We start from the raw sequence: 16,828 nt of genomic DNA on the forward strand, positions 1-16,828 counted from the left end.
CTCCCTGTACCGCTGGATACAAGAACTTCTCTCACTCGCGTCGGAATGCACTTCCTAGTATAGCAGCTTTACCCGGAGCGTCAATTGTCTTAGAAAAAGATCCTGTTTCCCCATTGATATTGCCGAGTGCGCAATAATGCTTAGTACCGGAACATCTGTCAATTGTCCGCTCCTGGAGAAGGCTGACGCCCGTTCTGGAAAAAGCGGTAAACCTCTGCCAGCCGATCGGTGCGGCGCGCAGGGGGAAGAGCGTTCACGATCAGCCGGCCATAGCTTTTCGTATAGATGCGGCTATCGAGAATGGCCATCACTCCGCGATCCTCGCGTGTGCGCAGCAAACGGCCCAGGCCCTGCTTAAGGCGTAGTACGGCCTGGGGGAGGACATAGGAACCAAACCAATTCTCGCCGGCCTCTTTCATCAGCGCGATGCGGGCGGCGTGGACGGGGTCGTCGGGTGGATCGAACGGCAGCTTGTCGATGACCACCAGCGAGAGGGCGTCCCCGGGGATATCGACCCCTTCCCAGAAGCTCTTAAGGCCGAAGAGGACCGCGGGCTCCGCTTTGAACTGGCGCAGCAGCTCACTGCGCGGCCAATCGCCCTGGCGTAGCAGGCGGAAGGGCAGGGCGCTCCCCTGCAGCAGCTCGTAGACTGCATCCAGCATGCGCTGGCTGGAGAAGAGCAAGAAGGCGCGGCCTTGAGAAGCATTGACCAGGTGCAGCATTTCGCCGGCGACGGCCTCGGTATAGCGTCGCACAGCCTCGCCCCCGCCGTAAGCTGGTTCGGGCAGATGGCGCGGCAGATACAGCAGGGCGTTCTGCTCGTAGTCAAAGGTCAGAGGTAGAATCCGCTCTTCTACCTCGGGCATCTCCTCATAGCTAAGACCGATGCGCTGCCGGAAGTAGGAGAAGTGGGGACCTTTCTCCTCTGGCCGCAGCGGATGTGGTCCTGTGGTGGCCAGTGTGGCCGAGGTGAAGATGAGGACAGGGGTCTTCAGCAGTTTCTCGCGCAGCCAGGAGGTCACATCGAGCGGAGCCGCTGAGACCTCGATATGGCTGCCGCGCTGCCCTGGTTGCGTCACACGCTCTAGATAATAGACATAGCGCTCGGCCTGATTGACGGAGAACACGGTGCGAATGTGCTCGGCCAGATTCTGCGTGCGCTTGAGCAGGCGGTCATAGAGGGTACTCTCCTTTTCCGGCAGGTCGCGGGGGCGTTCCTGGCGTAGAGAATCGGCGAGCTGGGCGATAACTGTTGCTAGCTGTAATCCCTCCTCCAGTGGCTCTTGGAGGTTCAGGCGGGCACCAGGTCCGTAGGAGCGGGCCAACTGCTCCAGGCGTCGCCAGGTTGTGAGCCAGGCACGCTCGGCCTCATCCTGAAGACTCAGGCGGCTATGCTCCTTCAGCATGCGCTGAGCGAGCAGGGTGCGGATCTGGTTGGGGCTGATAGTGATTGTGAAGGCGCGGGTTGCTTCTTCTTCAAGGTGGTGCGCTTCGTCCAGTACGATGATATCGCGCTCGGGGAGCAGGTGGCCCTCTAGAGCCGCATCGAGCAGCAGCAACGTGTGATTCACGACAATGATCTGGGCCTGCTCGGCGCGCAGGCGCATCTGCCGCACATAGCAGTCGAAGAAGAAAGGGCATTTGCTCCAGGCGCACTGGTCGCGCTCGGCCACGACCCGGCTGCGCAGGTCGGCAGAGAGAGGGAAATCGAGGCTCTCGATATCCCCGTTGAAATCAGCATCAGGGTCCTGGGTCAGCTCGTAGAGGCGGCGGAACTCACGGTTTTTTGCGTAGAGCTGCAGGCCAAGGCGCTCGCTTTCGAGGCGATCCAGACAGAGGTAGTTTCCCATCCCTTTGACGAGGGCCGCCCCAAACGGCTTGATGTACTGCTGGACGAAAGGAATATCCTTGTAAAAGAGCTGCTCTTGAAGCGCTTTGTTGGCGGTGCTGATAATGGCGACGCGGCCCGAGCGAACGATGGGAACAAGGTAGGCCAGCGATTTGCCGGTACCGGTGGCCGCTTCGAGGATGGCGTGATGCCTTTGCTCCAGAGCGTGGGCCACAAGCTCGGCCATAGCGATTTGGGCGGGCCGCTCTTCGTAGCCTGGCAGGCTGCGGGAGAGGATACCGCCCTGGCGCAGGTCGGCGCGTACGCTGGCCAGCAGACCTTCCTCTCCTTCCTCTTCTGCAGACCTCTCATGCTTCAGTGAGACAGGACCATCAGGCCCAGACTGCCGAGCAAGCACTGCCGGAGCTGGAGGCGCAGGGGTGGCGGTGGCCGGCGTTGCTGATGCTGCACGCCGCGAGGCAACAGGGCTGCTCTCGCTGGACGAGGCCGTCGGCCCTGCTGGTGGAGATGGGATGATGGGCAGAGGGGCGACCGCAGGCTCGCGCTCCTGGACCTGGTAGTGATGAGGCAGACCCTTGATGGCGGCCAGACAGGCGTCGGTAAAAGCACGCACGTGGGGAAAGCGCTCCCCAGGATCAAAGGCCAGGGCCTGCAGCAGCACTGCTTCTAGCTCTGGTGAAAGCGTCGGGTTCAGGCTGCGCGGCCTGATCAGCGTCTGGCGTTCCTGCTGTGCGAGCAGTTCTGCGGCTGTCCGTCCCTCATAGGGAGGGCGCCCGCAGAGCCAGTGATAGACCAGGGCCGCCAGAGCATACTGATCGCTGCTCGGCAGAGGAGAGCCGCGTAGCTGCTCCGGAGCTTTATAGGGCAAAGCCGCAGGCTCGTCGTCGTATGTCAAGCTCCCATCGCGGCAAGCCAGCGCAAAATCGGTTAGGACTGCATGGGTAGGCTCCCCGAGAATGCAGCCCGGATGGAGATTGCCGTGCACCACTTTGCGCTGATGAGCCATGTGTAAAGCATCGCCAATAGAGAGCAAGACGGGCAGAATCTGCTCGGGAGACAGGGTGTCCTGCCCCTGAAAATAGTGTTCAATGCTCTTGATGGGTAGGTCATGTAACACGAGATAACCATAACGCCCATCGCTGGTGGGTGGATTGAAGAGGCCATAGCCTCTCACCGACGCGATGGAGCGGTTGCCAGAGAGCCTCTTGAGGTGGCGCGCGCGCTCCTGAAAAAGCTGCTGGTCGGCCTCGGTAAGCAAGGGGAGAGCACTGACCTTGAGAAAGATCTCGGCGCGAGCGCGTTTCGTTGGCTGACAGCGGTAAAGGGTGCCACTGGCGTTCTCCTTGATTTTCTCGGCGATGGTGTAGGAATCAATCTGGTGCAAGTCTAGACCTGCCATCAATGGCTCTCCCCCACAACTGAACAGATGTTTGTGCTGCCTGTGCCAGTATATCACAGCCGTCGTCGGGGGACAATGTCAGACTGGATGGGGCCGGCCTGGCGGTGGGCCAGCTGCTTTCCCTCCCAGACGGAGGGGGGCTGTCGCTCTCAGCGCGCCCACTTGACAGAAGTGCCAGAGTCAGCTATTTTAGCGTCAACGAGACACGCATTGTGAGGAGCGTGGCACAACACGCAATGGATGAGCGAGCGGGCGCCAGGCCGGGGAAAGGTGCACGCTTCTCGCAGTGAGCCACCTGAGCTGAAGACCGACGCAGCTTGCTCTCGCGCCGCTCATCCTAAGTGTGGCCTCTTTTCACCGCTGAGTTGTCTCCTGGCTTTCTTACTTTATTCCAAACAACAACTATGGGTGAGCAGAACGAGCAGATGAGCAGTGGGCAGAGCCAGACACCGAGTGCAGAGGCCCAGGCCCATCATTATGATCCCTCGAAGTATGAGCGGCCATCGGTGACCGTTGACGTGGTAATGATGAGCATTCGCCAGTCCGATCTGCAAGTGCTGCTGGTCAAGCGGCGCTCCTGGCCGTATGAGGGGATGTGGGCTATTCCTGGGGGCTTTGTACATATTGATGAGTCGCTAGAAGATGCGGCCAAGCGTGAGCTGCGTGAGGAGACGGGAGTCCAGGACGTCTATCTGGAGCAGCTCTATACCTTTGGTGATCCTGGGCGCGATCCGCGCATGCGAGTAATCACGGTCGTTTACTACGCACTTCTCGATTCGGAGCGCTTGCAGGTACGCGCGGCGGATGACGCCAGTGATGTCGGCTGGTTTTCCATGTACAATCTGCCGGAGCTGGCCTTTGATCACGCCGAGATTCTGGCCTACACGCTCCAGCGAATTCGGGGCAAGCTGGAGTATACGACGATCGCCTTTAACTTGCTACCGGAGCAGTTCACGCTGCGCGAGCTGCAGCGCGTTTACGAAATCATTCTTCATCGCAAGTTGGACAAGCGTAATTTCCGCAAGAAGATTCTCTCCACCGGTATTCTGGAAGATACGGGGGCCAAGAAAATGGAAGGAACCCACCGACCCGCCCGCCTCTATCGTTTCAACCCGGCGGCGGTTGCGCGCCAGTAGGGCGGGGCGGCGGGAGCCGGGGTGTTGCTCACCTCTTGCCTGGTCGCTGTCGCGCTTTCTTCCTTCACTCTGGAGAAAGGGCAAGATCACAAGGATCTTATCCCTCTCGGGAAGGCCTGTCTGGCTGCTGCTGTGCTCCATGCTGGTCACTCCTGATGGCCTGCCAGGCAGGCGTGGCCTCTTCGGCGCTGGGGCTTACTTGACGAGAGCCTGGGGCAGCTCAAGCAGCGTCAGCACGTCTGTCAGCGAGTGCACTAGAAGGCAGTCGACATCGCTGCTGCGCAGGCGATGGGAGCGATCGAGCAGCACAGGGGTGATGCCTGCCGAGCGCGCGCCGAGCACATCATGGATGTAGGAGTCGCCGATGTGCAGGGTGTAATCAGCAATCGCGTTGGCGCGCTGCAGGGCCGTTTCATAGAGCAATGTCGATGGCTTGGCGTAGCGCGCGATTGCCGAGACAATCACGCAGTCGAAGAAGCGTGTCAGGCGGTGACGGTGCAGGATGGAGTTGAGGCTGATACCCCAGTCTGAGATCACGCCCAGGGTATAGTGATGTTGTTGCAGCACTTCCAGTGTGGGCACGACGTCGGGAAAGACTTCCCAGCTCGTATGGGCCGCAAACTCCTCCGTGATGGCTCGCGCTAGCTCGTAGAGGCGCTGCTCGCTGCGCTCATCGACGGCCTGGCGAAGCATACTGACATAGTAACCCAGCCACAGCTCATTGATGGCCTGCTCGCTGGCCCAGGTATGGCGGTCCAGGCGGACCTGGCGGTAGAAGAAGTCTTCTGCCTCGATCAGGCCCTGCTTGAGGCGCGGTAGATCGACACCCAGGCCAGCGCGCTGACAAACCTGCTGGCAGATTTCGACAACAGAAGGATAGGGTTGTAGGAGCGTTTGACCAGCATCAAAGAAAATCGTACGGATTGCCTGGGGTTGCTCAAGACGCATAGTCACCTCTTTTCCAGTCTGCTCGCGAGCAAGTTCGTGCGATCCTGTCGGCTTTCAGCTGCCAGTCTGGACAGGCGAGAGCCTGCCACTCCTCATTGTGGCCGAGGGATCAATCATCTTAGCCACTAGAGCGGCTCCTGTGATGCTCCTGTCTCCCTGATCTGCTAGGAGTGCCGGATAGGGAAGGGGCTGGACAGGACAGCGAAGACTGAGGTGGCGCCCTGGAGGTGAGTGGTCCACGGGTCGCTGAGCCTCACTCTTTTCTGTCTCCAGCGCTGCAGCCTGGAGCAGCAGGCTCTCTCTCCTCTCCTCTGGCTTGCCGCTGGTATGTCGACCAGTGGGCCTGCCTGATCCGTTTTCTCGCTCTCAGGCGTCCCCGGAAGGCCGTTCTTCTTTGCTGTAGACCGCTGCCGCAGCGGTCAGAGCTGTCCCGGCCTGGACCGGCCAGCCGTATGAAGGCAAGAGTTGCTCAAGCGCTGCCAGCACCGTTTCAACATTCTTACGGCAGGCGTTGTAGCCCATCAGTCCGATGCGGAGCAACTGCCCTTTCAGGGAACCGAGGCCGCCGCCGACCTCGATGCTGTACCCTGTCAGCAGCTGCTGGCGCAGCAGGCTCTCGGAGACCGAGGAAGGAAGACGAACGGCGGTCAGCACGGGTAGCTCGTAGCTGGGACGTGGTAGCAGGGTAAGGCCCAGGGCTTGCAGGCCGGCGCGTAGCGCCTCCCCATGAAGGTGGTGACGCTGCCAACGGGCCTCTAGTCCCTCTTCAAGCACAATACGTAAAGCCTCATGCATGGCGAAGAGCAGATTGCTGCAAGCCGTATGATGATAGGCGTGGTCGCCATTCCAATAGCGCTGGAGAGCCAGCAGATCGAGATAATAGCTCTGTATCGGCCTGCGACGTCGCTTGATTGCCTCAACGGCGCGCGCGTTGAGAGTCACCGGAGCCAGGCCAGGGAGCGCGCCAAGGCATTTCTGGCTGCCCGCGTAGCAAGCATCGATCTTCATCTGCTCGACATTGATGGGAATGCCACCCAGGCCCGAGACCGCGTCGACGACGAAGAGCGCCCCGTGGGCGTGAGCGATTCGCTCCAGCTCTTCCAAAGGCTGGAGCAGACCTGTAGAGGTCTCCGCGATGGCCGTGGCGAAAAGCTTGGCCTTGGGATGCCTGGCGAACGCTGCAACCACTTGCTGTGGATCGAGCGGCTGCCCCGGCTCGCTCTCCAGCAGAATCACCTGGGCCCCGATCCGCTGGGCGATTTCGGCGATCTTCCCACTGAAGAAGCCCAGGCTTCCGGCAATGAGTGTATCACCCTCCTCCAGCAGATTGCAGAGCACAGCCTCTGCGCCTGCAAAGCCTGAGCCAGAGACGCAGAGCGTCAGCTCATTCTGCGTCTGAAAAACCTGGCGCAGCTGGTCAGCGATGGCGCCGAGCGTGTCAAGCAGAAAAGGATCGAGATGGCCTAGCTGCGGAGCGGAAGCTGCGAGCAGGACACGTGGATCAACGTTACAGGGTCCTGGCCCGAGCAACAGTCGATAGGGGGGATGAAGTTCAGAGATCGTTCTCTGGATGAGAGATGTCTGACCCGGCAGTGGTGGAGTCATCGAAGAAAAAGCCTACCTTTCGCTCAGAGAAATAGTGCAATCATACCCTCTCCATCCTGGTGGCCCTGCTCTCCTCACGGAAGTAGGATAGCACATTGAGGCCATCTTTGCCGGTGCCAGAGGGCCGTCGTAGTGCTCAAGCCGGGAGAGAGGGCTGAAGGAGGCCTGGGAGCCGGTGGCGCGGCTGGGGAGAGGTGTGGATAGGTCTGCCTGAGACAATCAGCCCCCTGCTTCCGTGGTTTACTGGACGGCGGCAGGCTCTTCAGCAAAGAGGCGCTGCAAGCGATCGGCCTGGTCGGCGGCGATCAAGTTATCGATAAACTCGTCCAGCTCGCCGTCGAGCACACCCTGCAAATTATAGCGAGTCAGGCCGATGCGATGGTCGGTCACGCGGTCCTGGGGGAAATTATAGGTGCGGATCTTCTCGCTGCGGTCGCCCATCTGCACCTGTGAGCGACGCGCTTTCCCCAGTTCTTCCTGGCGGCGGGCCTCTTCCAGGTCCCAGAGGCGAGCTTTCAAGACCGAGAGCGCCCGCTCCTTATTCTTCAGCTGCGACTTCTCATCCTGGCAGGTGACCACCAGGCCGGTGGGCAGGTGCGTAATGCGTACCGCTGAGTCGGTTGTATTCACGCTCTGGCCACCGTGGCCCGTCGAGCGGAAGACATCGATACGGATATCGCTCTCCTTGATCTCGATGTTGATCTCCTCGTCGGCCTCGGGCAGCACGATCACCTTTGCTGTAGAGGTATGGATGCGCCCATTCGCCTCTGTCACGGGAACGCGCTGGACGCGGTGGGTACCTCCCTCGTATTTCAAGCGGCGATAGGCTCCCTTGCCGCGCACCAGAAAAGTGATATCTTTGAAGCCGCCCTGATCGGTCTCGTTCAGGTCGAGAATCTCGATCTTCCAGCGGCGCTGCTCAGCGTAGCGGCTATACATACGGAAGAGATCGGCAGCGAACAGGGCGGCCTCCTCGCCGCCGGCGCCACCCTGGATCGTCACGATGGCATTCTTCTCATCCATCGCATCTTTAGGGAGCAGAGCCAGCTTGACCTCTTCGGTCAGCTGCTCGCGGCGCTCTTTCAGGCGCGTGCTTTCCTCACGCGCCAGCTCGCGCAGTGCGGGGTCGTCGCTTTCGCGCTCCAGCTCCTCGGCCTCCTCCAGTTCTTTGAGCGTTGTGCGCAGCTGATAATATTTCTGAACGACTTCTTCTAACTCGGCCTGCTCACGCCCGTAGCGTTGGAGCAGAGGGATATTGCTCAAAACCTCCGGCTGGGCCATGAGCGTATTCAGTTCCTCGTAGCGATTGGCCAGACTTTCAAGCTTCTGCATTAAATCCATAGATGATCCCTCGCTGACTGGCTGGTACTGATCTCGCGGCAAGGCTTCCCTCTCTCTCTGGTGGGCCAGGTGCTGGCAGCTGTGCCGCTCCGCGTCTCTGGGCCTCTTGCCCCTGCAGAGTGACCAGCCTGACCTGACCGGTGATTGTGCCTGGCAGGTGGTAGCCGTGCTATCGTGCCGCAGTGCGCGCGCATCCGGTGTCGCGTTGCAAGGATCGAACCGGTATGCTGTGCAGAGGATCTCGGCAGGAGAGCAGTTCAAGCAGCTTGTCACGCTGACACATGCAGAGCAGGCATGGCCCTGTTCTGTTCTGTTCTGAGCAGAGAAGGAAGTAGCTACCCGGCAGCGAGCAGGTAGCTCTCAGCGCCAGTTCTCCTGGCGCGATGGGCAACGGATGATAGACGCGGAAGATCGCGCATGATGACAAACAGGAACAAGCCCTTTCCATTGTATTATAACACAGCGGCGCCGATCTTTCTGACAGCGCCAGGGTGGTTGCTGTTCTTGGCAAGCATCTCTATACTCAAAAGTGTGGAGCCTGGAGCGGGCAGGGCCAGACGACGGGGGACCTGGTTCAACCAGGGACCGGGTCAGGCCCGGCGCGAGCCGGGAGAGGAAAAAGCGGCCCACGGCTTTCGGCTCTCGGCTGAGAGCTGTCTGACGGCCAACGGCGAGGCGGCCCCTTAGCTAAGCTAAGGTAAGGAAGGAGAGAGGCAGAAACGCTGGCGAGACGGCTCACCCCAGAGAGAGGCATCTTTTGCCCGAAGGGGATGAAACTTGCCGTCCTATCGGATCGTGCCAGGAGCAGGTTCTCTATTTGTGCCAGTGAGGCAGGGCGCCGGACGGGGCGGGGAACGTGGAACGAGCGCGGAGGAAACGGGCAGCGTAGTTGGTCCTGCCAGCTCATTTGCGCCGCGGGCGGCACGGCGTCCGAGAGGGACCACTTGCTTCCTGCCGACGACAGAGTAGGCATACGCAACGTGAAGAAAGACAGAAAGAGAAGAGCCTGTCCACAGCGAAAGGATGTGATGAATAGCGATGGCGAAAGGTAATGGCTTTGCGCCGGTAACAGAAACGCTCAAAGAAGTCCGTGCGCGTACCGCGGAAGTGGCGCGCACCGGCCTCTCAACTGTCCAGGACAATGTACAGACCGTGCTAGAGCCGCGCCGCCGGCGTCTGCTCCTGAAGCGCCTGCGCCGGGGGCTGCGTAGCACCTCAGAGCGCGCCGAAGACCAGCTTCAGCACAAGCGTCAGGCTCTGCAGCGTGCCTGGCGCGACAGCCGTAAACCGGTTGAGCGCTCCCTAGAGGAAGCTCGGCGGGAGGGCAGTCGTCTCAAAAACGTGCTGAGCGAGCAGTTTAGCCTCCTGCTGGGAGCCTTAGCGGCGGGGCTAGGTCTTCTCCAGGTGGCCGTCGAGCGCAGTATGCGCGACGCACGTGGCAGACTGGAGCGCGCGCGAGGCAACCTGGCAGAGGCACGTGTCGCCTGGCAGCAAGAGCGAGAACGACGGGCACGGCGGCGGCGTCGAGCGCGCATGCTCTTCCGCTTCGGCCTGCTGGTTGGTATCGTTCTTGCTCTACTCTTTGCGCCGCGTCCGGGTCAGGAAACGCGGCGTCGCCTGGGTGGCTATCTCCGCAACGTAATTGCCTTTTTCCAGTCGCGGCCATTAGTGCGCTCCGAATCGGAGACTGCCGAGCACGTGCCGCTCAACGTTCGTTAAGGAGCGGGCGTGAATAAGCTCATAAGAGAGTGGACAGAAGGTGTGAGCACCTTCTGTCCACTTTGCCTGTCTGATGCCTGGCGGCAGCGCCAGTGAGAGAGCCGCCGCTCAACGCCTCTGAAGGTGGCAAACATCGTTCAGGGCGAAGAGCACGCGCTGAGAACTGGCCACACGCACCACTGTAATCGACGTATTGGCCGCCGGGAAAAAGAAATCCCGCTCCAAACCCAAGACCTCGGCCACATAGGCGTTGATCACCCCGCCATGCGCAAAGGCGATCACTCGTCTCCCAAGGTGGGCGTGAGCGATGGCATCGAGCGCCGTGACCACGCGAGCCCGGAAGACCTTGGACGGCTCACTGCCCTCGATGGCATCCCAGCTGCCGGCGGCCCCGGCCAGGCGGATAATATCCATCTGGCGCTCTTGCAACGTGCGGGCCAACAGCTCTAAATTATCGTGCTCAGCGGGCAGCGGGCGCACCGTGCCGAGCCGGATCTCTTGCAAGTCGGGGACCACAATAGGCGTTAAACCCAGGCGCTTGGCCAGAGGAGCGGCGGTCTCCCGGCAGCGGCGCAGAGGGCTACTGTAGATCGCGGCGAACTCCAGGCCAGCCAGGCGCTCGGCCAGGGCCAGGGCCTGCTCCTGGCCTTTGCGCGAGAGAGGCAGATCATCGTAGATGCCGCCCGGGATCAGCTCATCGGCAGGGGGGAGCGCGTCACCATGTCGAACCAGGAACAGCTCAGCGGCGTGAGAGCGCCGCAAGAGAAAAGGGTCGTCCTGCAAGAAAGCCATCTCCTCACCAGCATTCACTGTCAGCGTCCTCCGCTGCTGCTGCGATGACAGACGTCCAGCGCTCGGCGGGCCAGGGCTGGAATACCCGCCTCCAGCTGCTCAAAGAACGGGTCATCAGTAGTACCGGCCCGATAGCGGGCGTAGCTACCCTCCAGCAGGATGGCTAACTTCCAGATCGCCAGGGCCTCATAGAAGTCCATCTCATGCACAGAGCGCCCGCTGCGCTCAGCGTAGTACTCCTTCAGCTCAGTGCGCGTCATAAAGCCAGGCTGCTCCATGACGCGCCAGGTCTCCGTATCGAGGGCCGGCGGTGGGTCGCCAGGCTCGCGCCAGAAAGAGAGCAAGTAGCCGAGATCGGCCAGCGGATCGCCGATCGTAGCCATCTCCCAATCGAAGATCGCCACCACTCGTGGCTCATGCTCCGCATACATCACGTTATCGAGGCGATAGTCGCCGTGGACAATGGTTGACGGTCCAGAGACGGGCAGATGGTCCTTGAGCCACTCCGTCACCATGTCCAGCTCGGGCAGAGGGCGCTGACGCGAGCGCTCTAGCTGACCGATCCAGCGGCGCAGCTGGCGCTCCAGATAGCCGCTCGGTCTGCCAAAGTCCCCAAGACCCACAGCCTGCCAGTCAACCGCGTGCAGCTCGACCAGCGCGTCGATCAATGCCCGGCTAATGGCCTGACGACCCACCTCATCGGAGGCGTAGGGAGGGAGCGTATCGCGGATAATATAGCCGTGGACCCGCTCCATGAGATAAAAAGGAGCCCCGATCACGCTCGTGTCCTCGCACGCCAGAAGCACACGTGGTGTTGGCACCGGGCTATTGTTGAGCGCCTTCAGCACGCGGTATTCGCGCAGCACATCATGGGCAGTTGGCAGCAAAGGGCCGCGTGGTGGCCGGCGCAGTACCCATTGCTGGTTGCCACGTGTGATGTAGAAGGTCTCATTCGAGTGTCCCCCACGGATACGCTCGATCTGCAAGGGCAGGTCCTCGCCCGGCAGCTGCTCGGCCAGGTAACGGCGGAGTTTCTCCTCGTCTATGAGAGGGGGGAGTGTGGTCATACTTCCTCCTTTATCTACGAGCCTGGGATTCCCTGGAGGGAGCTGCATACAGGAACATCGCTATATATGATAGCGCGCGCGCACGCGCTTTGACCAGGCAAACGCGGACCCGTGAGGGCCAGGCGGGGGCGGAGGCAGGAATAATGGCACCTGAAACCTCCGTTCTAGATGGTGACGAGAAGGCGAAAGAGAAGTGCGGCGAGAAGATTGCCAGACTGTCTGGCCTCGTTCCCCTCATGGAGAGGCAGAAAGGAGGGAGGAAGTTGGGAATAAAAGGGGGAGGCTCGGTGTTATTCTGGGTAGTTAGCAGTCAAGAGTAGCGAGTGCTAGACAGCAGTGAAAGATCTGTGCTATAATGCTGGCAATCACCCGCGTAGATTGCTAAAATTCCCGGGGAGGAAAGAGAGCGGGGCGCCGGAGGTCGGAGCTGCCGCTTCCCCGGTTGAATGAGGAGCCTGGAATGAAGTGTGAGCGATGTCATAAAAACAATGCCAGCATCTCCGTCGATCTGCTCGTGGAAGGGCGCCATGAGCGGCATTATCTCTGCCAGCAGTGTGTCGATGAGTTGATGCGCTCATCGATGAACCAGGCGGGGAACTTCTTCGGGCAGGGCTTTCCCGCGGCGGCCTTTGGCTTCTTCAATGGTCATGAGGCGGCCAACGGGCGCGGGACCAGGACTGCCGAGCGTCAGGCGAGCGGCAACAGCAAGACGCCGACGCTGGACCAGTACGGTCGGGACATTACGGCGGAGGCGGCACAGGGGAAGCTTGATCCGGCGGTCGGACGTGAGCGCGAGCTGCGCCGCTTGATTACCGTCCTGGGTCGCCGGCAGAAGAACAACCCGGTGCTGATTGGCGAGCCAGGCGTGGGTAAGACGGCGATTGTCGAAGATCTGGCGCGGCGTATCCATGCGGGTAACGTTCCTGCCCCATTGCGCAACAAGCGTATTGTGGCGCTCAACATTGGCGGCATGATTGCTGGAGCGATGTTCCGCGGGCAGTTTGAGCAGCGCATGAAGGCCATCCTTGATGAACTGCGGCAGGCGCCGGATGTCATCCTCTTCATCGATGAGCTACATACCGTTGTCGGAGCGGGTGCAGCGGAGGGCGCGGTTGGTGCGTCGGATATGCTGAAGCCGGCGCTGGCGCGCGGTGAGATCCGCTGTATTGGTGCGACGACACTTGACGAATATCGCAAGTACATTGAGAAGGATGCGGCTCTTGAGCGCCGCTTCCAGCCAATCATGGTCGATGAGCCTTCGGTGGAGGAGGCCATTGCCATGCTGCGCGCCGTGCGGCCCAACTATGAGGCCCATCATGGCGTGACGATCCCGGATGAGTCGATCGAGGCGGCGGTCAAGCTCTCCGATCGCTACATCAACGATCGTTTCCTGCCCGATAAGGCCATCGACGTCATGGATGAGGCTGCTTCGGCCCTGCGCCTGGAGGCCCTGGAGAAGGGCATCGTCAGCCCGGCGATGATTACGGAGCTGGAGCAGCAGCTGGCCGATATCCAGGCCAAGAAGGAGGCGGCGGCCAACGCCGAGGACTATGAGCGTGCGGCCCTCTTGCGCCAGCAAGAGCTGCTGACGCTGCAGAAGCTGGAGAAGGCCCGCTCCGAGGCCGATGCCTCGTTCCAGTTGATTGTGACGCCGGAGCTCATCGCTCAGGTGGTTGAGAACTGGACGGGTGTGCCAGTAACGCAGATGATGGAGAGCGAGCGCCAGAATCTGCGCGATCTGGAGGAGCGCCTGCGCAGACATGTCATTGGCCAGGATGAGGCTATCAGCGCGGTGGCTCGGGCCATCCGCCGCTCACGGGCAGGATTGAAAGATCCGAAGAGGCCAATTGGCTCCTTCCTCTTCCTTGGTCCGACGGGCGTTGGTAAGACCGAGCTGGCCCGTGCTCTGGCGCGCGAGCTGTTCGGTGGCGAGGAGAATATGATCCGCCTCGACATGTCGGAGTACATGGAGCCGCATACGGTTTCGCGTCTCTTTGGTAGCCCGCCTGGCTATGTGGGCTATGAGGAAGGGGGTCAGTTGACCGAGCAGGTGCGGCGTCGCCCCTACAGCGTGATCTTGTTGGACGAGGTGGAGAAGGCCCATCCGGAGGTCTTCAATGCCCTGCTGCAGATCCTGGACGATGGTCGCCTGACCGATGGTCAGGGTCGCACCGTAGATTTCAAGAATACGGTGCTCATCATGACCAGCAACGCTGGCACCAATGAGCTGAGGAAGGCGGCGCGTATCGGTTTCATGCCGATCACTGGCAGTAGCGAGCGCGCGGAGCAGTACGAGGCGATGCGCGAGAAGGCTCTTGAGGGCCTGAAGCAGATGTTCCGGCCCGAGTTCCTCAACCGTATCGACCAGATCGTCGTCTTCCATTCGCTGGGCAAGGACGAGCTGTATCGCATCGTTGATCTGCTGCTGGATCAGGTGCGCGAGCGCCTGCGCGAGCAGAAGATTGAGCTGGTGATCAGCGATGAGGTGCGCGAGTTCTTGCTGCGTGAAGGCTACGACGAGGCATACGGTGCGCGCCCTCTGCGCCGCGCTATTCAGACGCACATTGATGATACGCTGGCCGATGCCCTGTTGAACGGTGAGATTGCCTCGGGCCAGACGGTGCGCCTGGCGCTGCGCGATGGCCGCGTGGTGGCCGAGACGGTAGTCCCGGAGGCTGAGCCAGCTGCCTGAGAGAAGCCTGGCATCTCTGTGCAAGTTAAGGCGTCCATCGATCCCCCGATGGGATCGATGGACGTTTTTTTTATGCCTGTACCTGAGCCGTTGGCTGATCGTTGGGGGGACGTTGCAGCAAGAAATGCTGATAGCCGTCGCCGGTCCTTTCCTCCAGGAGAGCCAGGCCGGCAGCTTCAAGCCAGATTCGCACTTGCTCCAGTGTGGGATAGTAGTGATAGCCGCCGTGATGGGCGTATTCGCCAGGGACGAGGGGCAGGCCCTGCTCTCGGCCCAGAAGAAAGGCCCGCTCGCGCTCAGCGCTCTCAATCAGCTCGACGGTCAAATAGAGCAAGCCGCCGGACTTGACAGCTCGACGCAGATTGGCAAGCACCAGCGGCCAGTCCTCTGGGGGGACCATCTCCATAGCGTCGATACAGAGCACGGCCTCGAAGGTCTCGCTCTCGTTCAGCTCCTGGAGTCCTTGCTGTCGGGTTGGTACGGCTGGGAATTTCTCATCTGCGCGCCGCAGCATGCCCGCCGACTGGTCGATGCCGACGAGAGCGTAGCCGCGCTCCAGCATGAGCCCCCAGTATTTGCCAGTGCCGCAGGCCGCGTCGAGCAGGCAGCTCCCCTGGGGGAGGCGTGCCAGCAGCAGGAGCAGCATCGTAGTGTGTGTCTCGTCGAGGGTGCCCCAATCGCGATCGTAATCGGGCGCCAGCTGATCGTAGCGCCCGGCGGTCAGGCGTCGCCGTTCCTGCAGCCAGGCGGTGCGCTCTAGGGTCATTGCCATGCCGTCCTCTCTGTTCGCTGGGAAGATGCTAGAGCAGATTGGACCATGAGAAGTATTCTAGCCGATCAAGTTGGCGAAGGTGCCTGATGAGGGCCTCACGCCTGGCAGGCTCCTCAATGGCGGCGGCGGCCAGCTCATGGAAGCGGTCGGCCAGTTGTTCCGCGCTCAAGGGATTTTCGGGATCGCCAAGCGGATAGCGCACGCTGGCGCGGAAAACCTGGCCATCATCCATCTCCACGCTGGCCGTAGCGCGCCACTCGGCGGGGTAGTAGTGATCCAGGGCGGGATCGCTCTCGCAGTCGACACGCTGCATCAGGTCGCGGATTGCCGGGTGCTGCAGCCAGGTTTCGCTGAAGGCACTCAGGCCGGCCTGACCGGTGATCAGGGCTACGGCGGCCCCGAAGGGCATGCTGAACTGGGCGTCGACGACGTTGCCAGGTCGCCGCTTAGCCTCAATGGGATCGGCGACCAGACCACGCCCGGCGCTCAGCACACCGCAGCGTACGCGGTGGATATGGTGCGGATCAGGGGCGTGCTGGCGGCGAATGGCCAGCAGACAGTCGATGGGGCCATGCATATAGCGACAGCAGGCGTATGGCTTGAGCGAGACGCGCTGAAGGGCGAAGTCCTCTGTGCCGGAAGGTGGCCGCAGCTCCTCTGGAAAGCTGGCATCAGAGTAGGCCCGCAGGAAGCCGTAGCGTCCATTGAAAATCTCCTGCGGCCCGCGAAAGCCTGCGGCGGCCAGGCGCGCGGCAGTGATGCCGGCGTGGGCGCTCCAGCCGGGGTGCAGGCGTTTGGTCCAGGCACCATCATCGAGATAGGCTAACGAGCCAGCTGCCATGCTACCGGCGATGCCCAGAGCCTGCGCTGTCTGCTCTGCAGAGAGACCCAGGAGGCGAGCGCTGGCGGCGGCAGCGCCGAAGGTGCCGCAGAGCGCGGTTGGATGGAAGCCGCGAGCGTAGGCCGAAGCGGGATTGAGGGCGGCGCCGAGGCGCAGCGTAAGCTCATAGCCAGCCACCACGGCGGCGTAGAGATCATTGATAGGAGCGGCCAGCTGTTCGGCCAGTGCCAGAGCCGCTGGAAAGATTGCCACACCCGGATGCAGTGACGAGCGGTTCTCGACGTCGTCCATCTCCAGACCGTGAGCGGCCACACCGTTGACCAGGGCGGCCCAGGCAGCTTCGGCGCGCTCATCGCGTCCTAGCAGTGTGGCCCCAGGTCTGTCGGACGGGAGAGCGGCCCCTGCTCGCGGGGATTGCACAACTCCCATCGTCACCAGCAGTTGATAGGCTGCCTCACTGGATGGGAGCCGTGCGCCGCCTAGGGCGACAGCCAGATGGTCAAGCAAGAGATCACGAACTCTGGCGCGCACCCGCTCGGGCAGGGCCGTCCCTTCCAGCGAGGAGCAGAAGCGTGCCAGCGCTTGCGTTGCGCTCATAGAGCACCTCGTCTCTTTCTGTGGGAGGTTCCTCGTGTAATAGAAGAGGTGACCTGCACTCCCTCACCTG

At 61.4% G+C, this 16,828-nt stretch carries 12 protein-coding genes; 4 read left to right on the top strand and 8 right to left on the bottom strand.

Annotated features, from left to right (window positions below; translation table 11 throughout):
- Positions 1-158: 158 nt before the first annotated feature.
- Positions 159-3,248 (bottom strand): helicase C-terminal domain-containing protein, encoded by a 3,090-nt coding sequence (locus tag N688_RS02685; RefSeq protein ID WP_052887846.1) that lies wholly within the window; start codon positions 3,246-3,248, stop codon positions 159-161.
- Between the two features lie 425 nt (positions 3,249-3,673).
- Here N688_RS02685 and N688_RS02690 point away from each other — a divergent pair, with 425 nt between their 5' ends.
- Positions 3,674-4,384: an NUDIX hydrolase gene (locus N688_RS02690; protein WP_052891344.1), complete on the top strand. Its 711-nt coding sequence runs from the start codon at positions 3,674-3,676 to the stop codon at positions 4,382-4,384.
- A gap of 195 nt (positions 4,385-4,579) precedes the next feature.
- On the opposite strand, the gene N688_RS02695 is transcribed toward N688_RS02690, so the two are convergent.
- The 3 genes from N688_RS02695 to prfA all read right to left on the bottom strand — a co-directional run bounded on the left by N688_RS02695 (position 4,580) and on the right by prfA (position 8,278).
- Positions 4,580-5,332: an HAD family hydrolase gene (locus N688_RS02695; protein WP_052887847.1), complete on the bottom strand. Its 753-nt coding sequence runs from the start codon at positions 5,330-5,332 to the stop codon at positions 4,580-4,582.
- Between the two features lie 366 nt (positions 5,333-5,698).
- Positions 5,699-6,937: a pyridoxal-phosphate-dependent aminotransferase family protein gene (locus N688_RS02700; RefSeq protein WP_052887848.1), complete on the bottom strand. Its 1,239-nt coding sequence runs from the start codon at positions 6,935-6,937 to the stop codon at positions 5,699-5,701.
- A 240-nt stretch (positions 6,938-7,177) separates the two neighbouring features.
- Positions 7,178-8,278, bottom strand: a complete 1,101-nt coding sequence (gene prfA / locus N688_RS02705) for a peptide chain release factor 1 (protein ID WP_052887849.1) — start codon at positions 8,276-8,278, stop codon at positions 7,178-7,180.
- Between the two features lie 504 nt (positions 8,279-8,782).
- On the opposite strand from prfA, the gene N688_RS02710 reads away from it, so the two are divergent.
- The gene (locus tag N688_RS02710) at positions 8,783-8,965 is read left to right on the top strand and encodes a hypothetical protein (protein WP_156025264.1); all 183 of its coding nucleotides are present in this window, start codon (positions 8,783-8,785) and stop codon (positions 8,963-8,965) included.
- 351 nt (positions 8,966-9,316) lie between these two features.
- Positions 9,317-9,997 carry a YtxH domain-containing protein gene (locus N688_RS02715; RefSeq protein ID WP_052887851.1) on the top strand — a complete coding sequence of 227 codons (681 nt, stop codon included), beginning with the start codon at positions 9,317-9,319 and terminating at the stop codon, positions 9,995-9,997.
- Positions 9,998-10,105: 108 nt separating this feature from the next.
- Here the strand turns inward: N688_RS02715 and N688_RS02720 are convergent, their stop codons facing one another.
- Both N688_RS02720 and N688_RS02725 read right to left on the bottom strand, forming a co-directional pair.
- Complete coding sequence (locus tag N688_RS02720; RefSeq protein WP_052887852.1) at positions 10,106-10,807, bottom strand: histidine phosphatase family protein; 702 nt, start codon at positions 10,805-10,807, stop codon at positions 10,106-10,108.
- Positions 10,808-10,809: 2 nt separating this feature from the next.
- Entirely contained in the window at positions 10,810-11,856 is a 1,047-nt protein-coding gene (locus N688_RS02725) for a phosphotransferase family protein (RefSeq protein WP_052887853.1), read from the bottom strand.
- 460 nt (positions 11,857-12,316) lie between these two features.
- Here N688_RS02725 and N688_RS02735 point away from each other — a divergent pair, with 460 nt between their 5' ends.
- Positions 12,317-14,548 carry an ATP-dependent Clp protease ATP-binding subunit gene (locus tag N688_RS02735; protein ID WP_052887855.1) on the top strand — a complete coding sequence of 744 codons (2,232 nt, stop codon included), beginning with the start codon at positions 12,317-12,319 and terminating at the stop codon, positions 14,546-14,548.
- Positions 14,549-14,618: 70 nt separating this feature from the next.
- Here N688_RS02735 and N688_RS02740 read toward each other — a convergent pair whose 3' ends face one another.
- Together N688_RS02740 and N688_RS02745 are read right to left on the bottom strand one after the other, a co-directional pair.
- Positions 14,619-15,320 (bottom strand): class I SAM-dependent DNA methyltransferase, encoded by a 702-nt coding sequence (locus N688_RS02740; protein ID WP_081838442.1) that lies wholly within the window; start codon positions 15,318-15,320, stop codon positions 14,619-14,621.
- Positions 15,321-15,348: 28 nt separating this feature from the next.
- Entirely contained in the window at positions 15,349-16,758 is a 1,410-nt protein-coding gene (locus N688_RS02745; RefSeq protein ID WP_052887857.1) for an MmgE/PrpD family protein, read from the bottom strand.
- Positions 16,759-16,828 lie beyond the last annotated feature (70 nt).

This window comes from Thermogemmatispora carboxidivorans (assembly GCF_000702505.1).
In the GTDB taxonomy this organism is placed as follows: Bacteria; Chloroflexota; Ktedonobacteria; order Ktedonobacterales; family Ktedonobacteraceae; genus Thermogemmatispora; species Thermogemmatispora carboxidivorans.

What these genes read in the sequence shown, in the direction of transcription:
- N688_RS02725 (WP_052887853.1), bottom strand. Translation starts at nt 11,856, where the DNA reads ATGACCACACTCCCCCCTCTCATAGACGAGGAGAAACTCCGCCGTTAC.
- N688_RS02690 (WP_052891344.1), top strand. Translation starts at nt 3,674, where the DNA reads ATGAGCAGTGGGCAGAGCCAGACACCGAGTGCAGAGGCCCAGGCCCAT.
- N688_RS02715 (WP_052887851.1), top strand. Translation starts at nt 9,317, where the DNA reads ATGGCGAAAGGTAATGGCTTTGCGCCGGTAACAGAAACGCTCAAAGAA.
- N688_RS02735 (WP_052887855.1), top strand. Translation starts at nt 12,317, where the DNA reads ATGAAGTGTGAGCGATGTCATAAAAACAATGCCAGCATCTCCGTCGAT.
- N688_RS02685 (WP_052887846.1), bottom strand. Translation starts at nt 3,248, where the DNA reads ATGGCAGGTCTAGACTTGCACCAGATTGATTCCTACACCATCGCCGAG.
- prfA (WP_052887849.1), bottom strand. Translation starts at nt 8,278, where the DNA reads ATGGATTTAATGCAGAAGCTTGAAAGTCTGGCCAATCGCTACGAGGAA.
- N688_RS02745 (WP_052887857.1), bottom strand. Translation starts at nt 16,758, where the DNA reads ATGAGCGCAACGCAAGCGCTGGCACGCTTCTGCTCCTCGCTGGAAGGG.
- N688_RS02695 (WP_052887847.1), bottom strand. Translation starts at nt 5,332, where the DNA reads ATGCGTCTTGAGCAACCCCAGGCAATCCGTACGATTTTCTTTGATGCT.
- N688_RS02740 (WP_081838442.1), bottom strand. Translation starts at nt 15,320, where the DNA reads ATGGCAATGACCCTAGAGCGCACCGCCTGGCTGCAGGAACGGCGACGC.
- N688_RS02700 (WP_052887848.1), bottom strand. Translation starts at nt 6,937, where the DNA reads ATGACTCCACCACTGCCGGGTCAGACATCTCTCATCCAGAGAACGATC.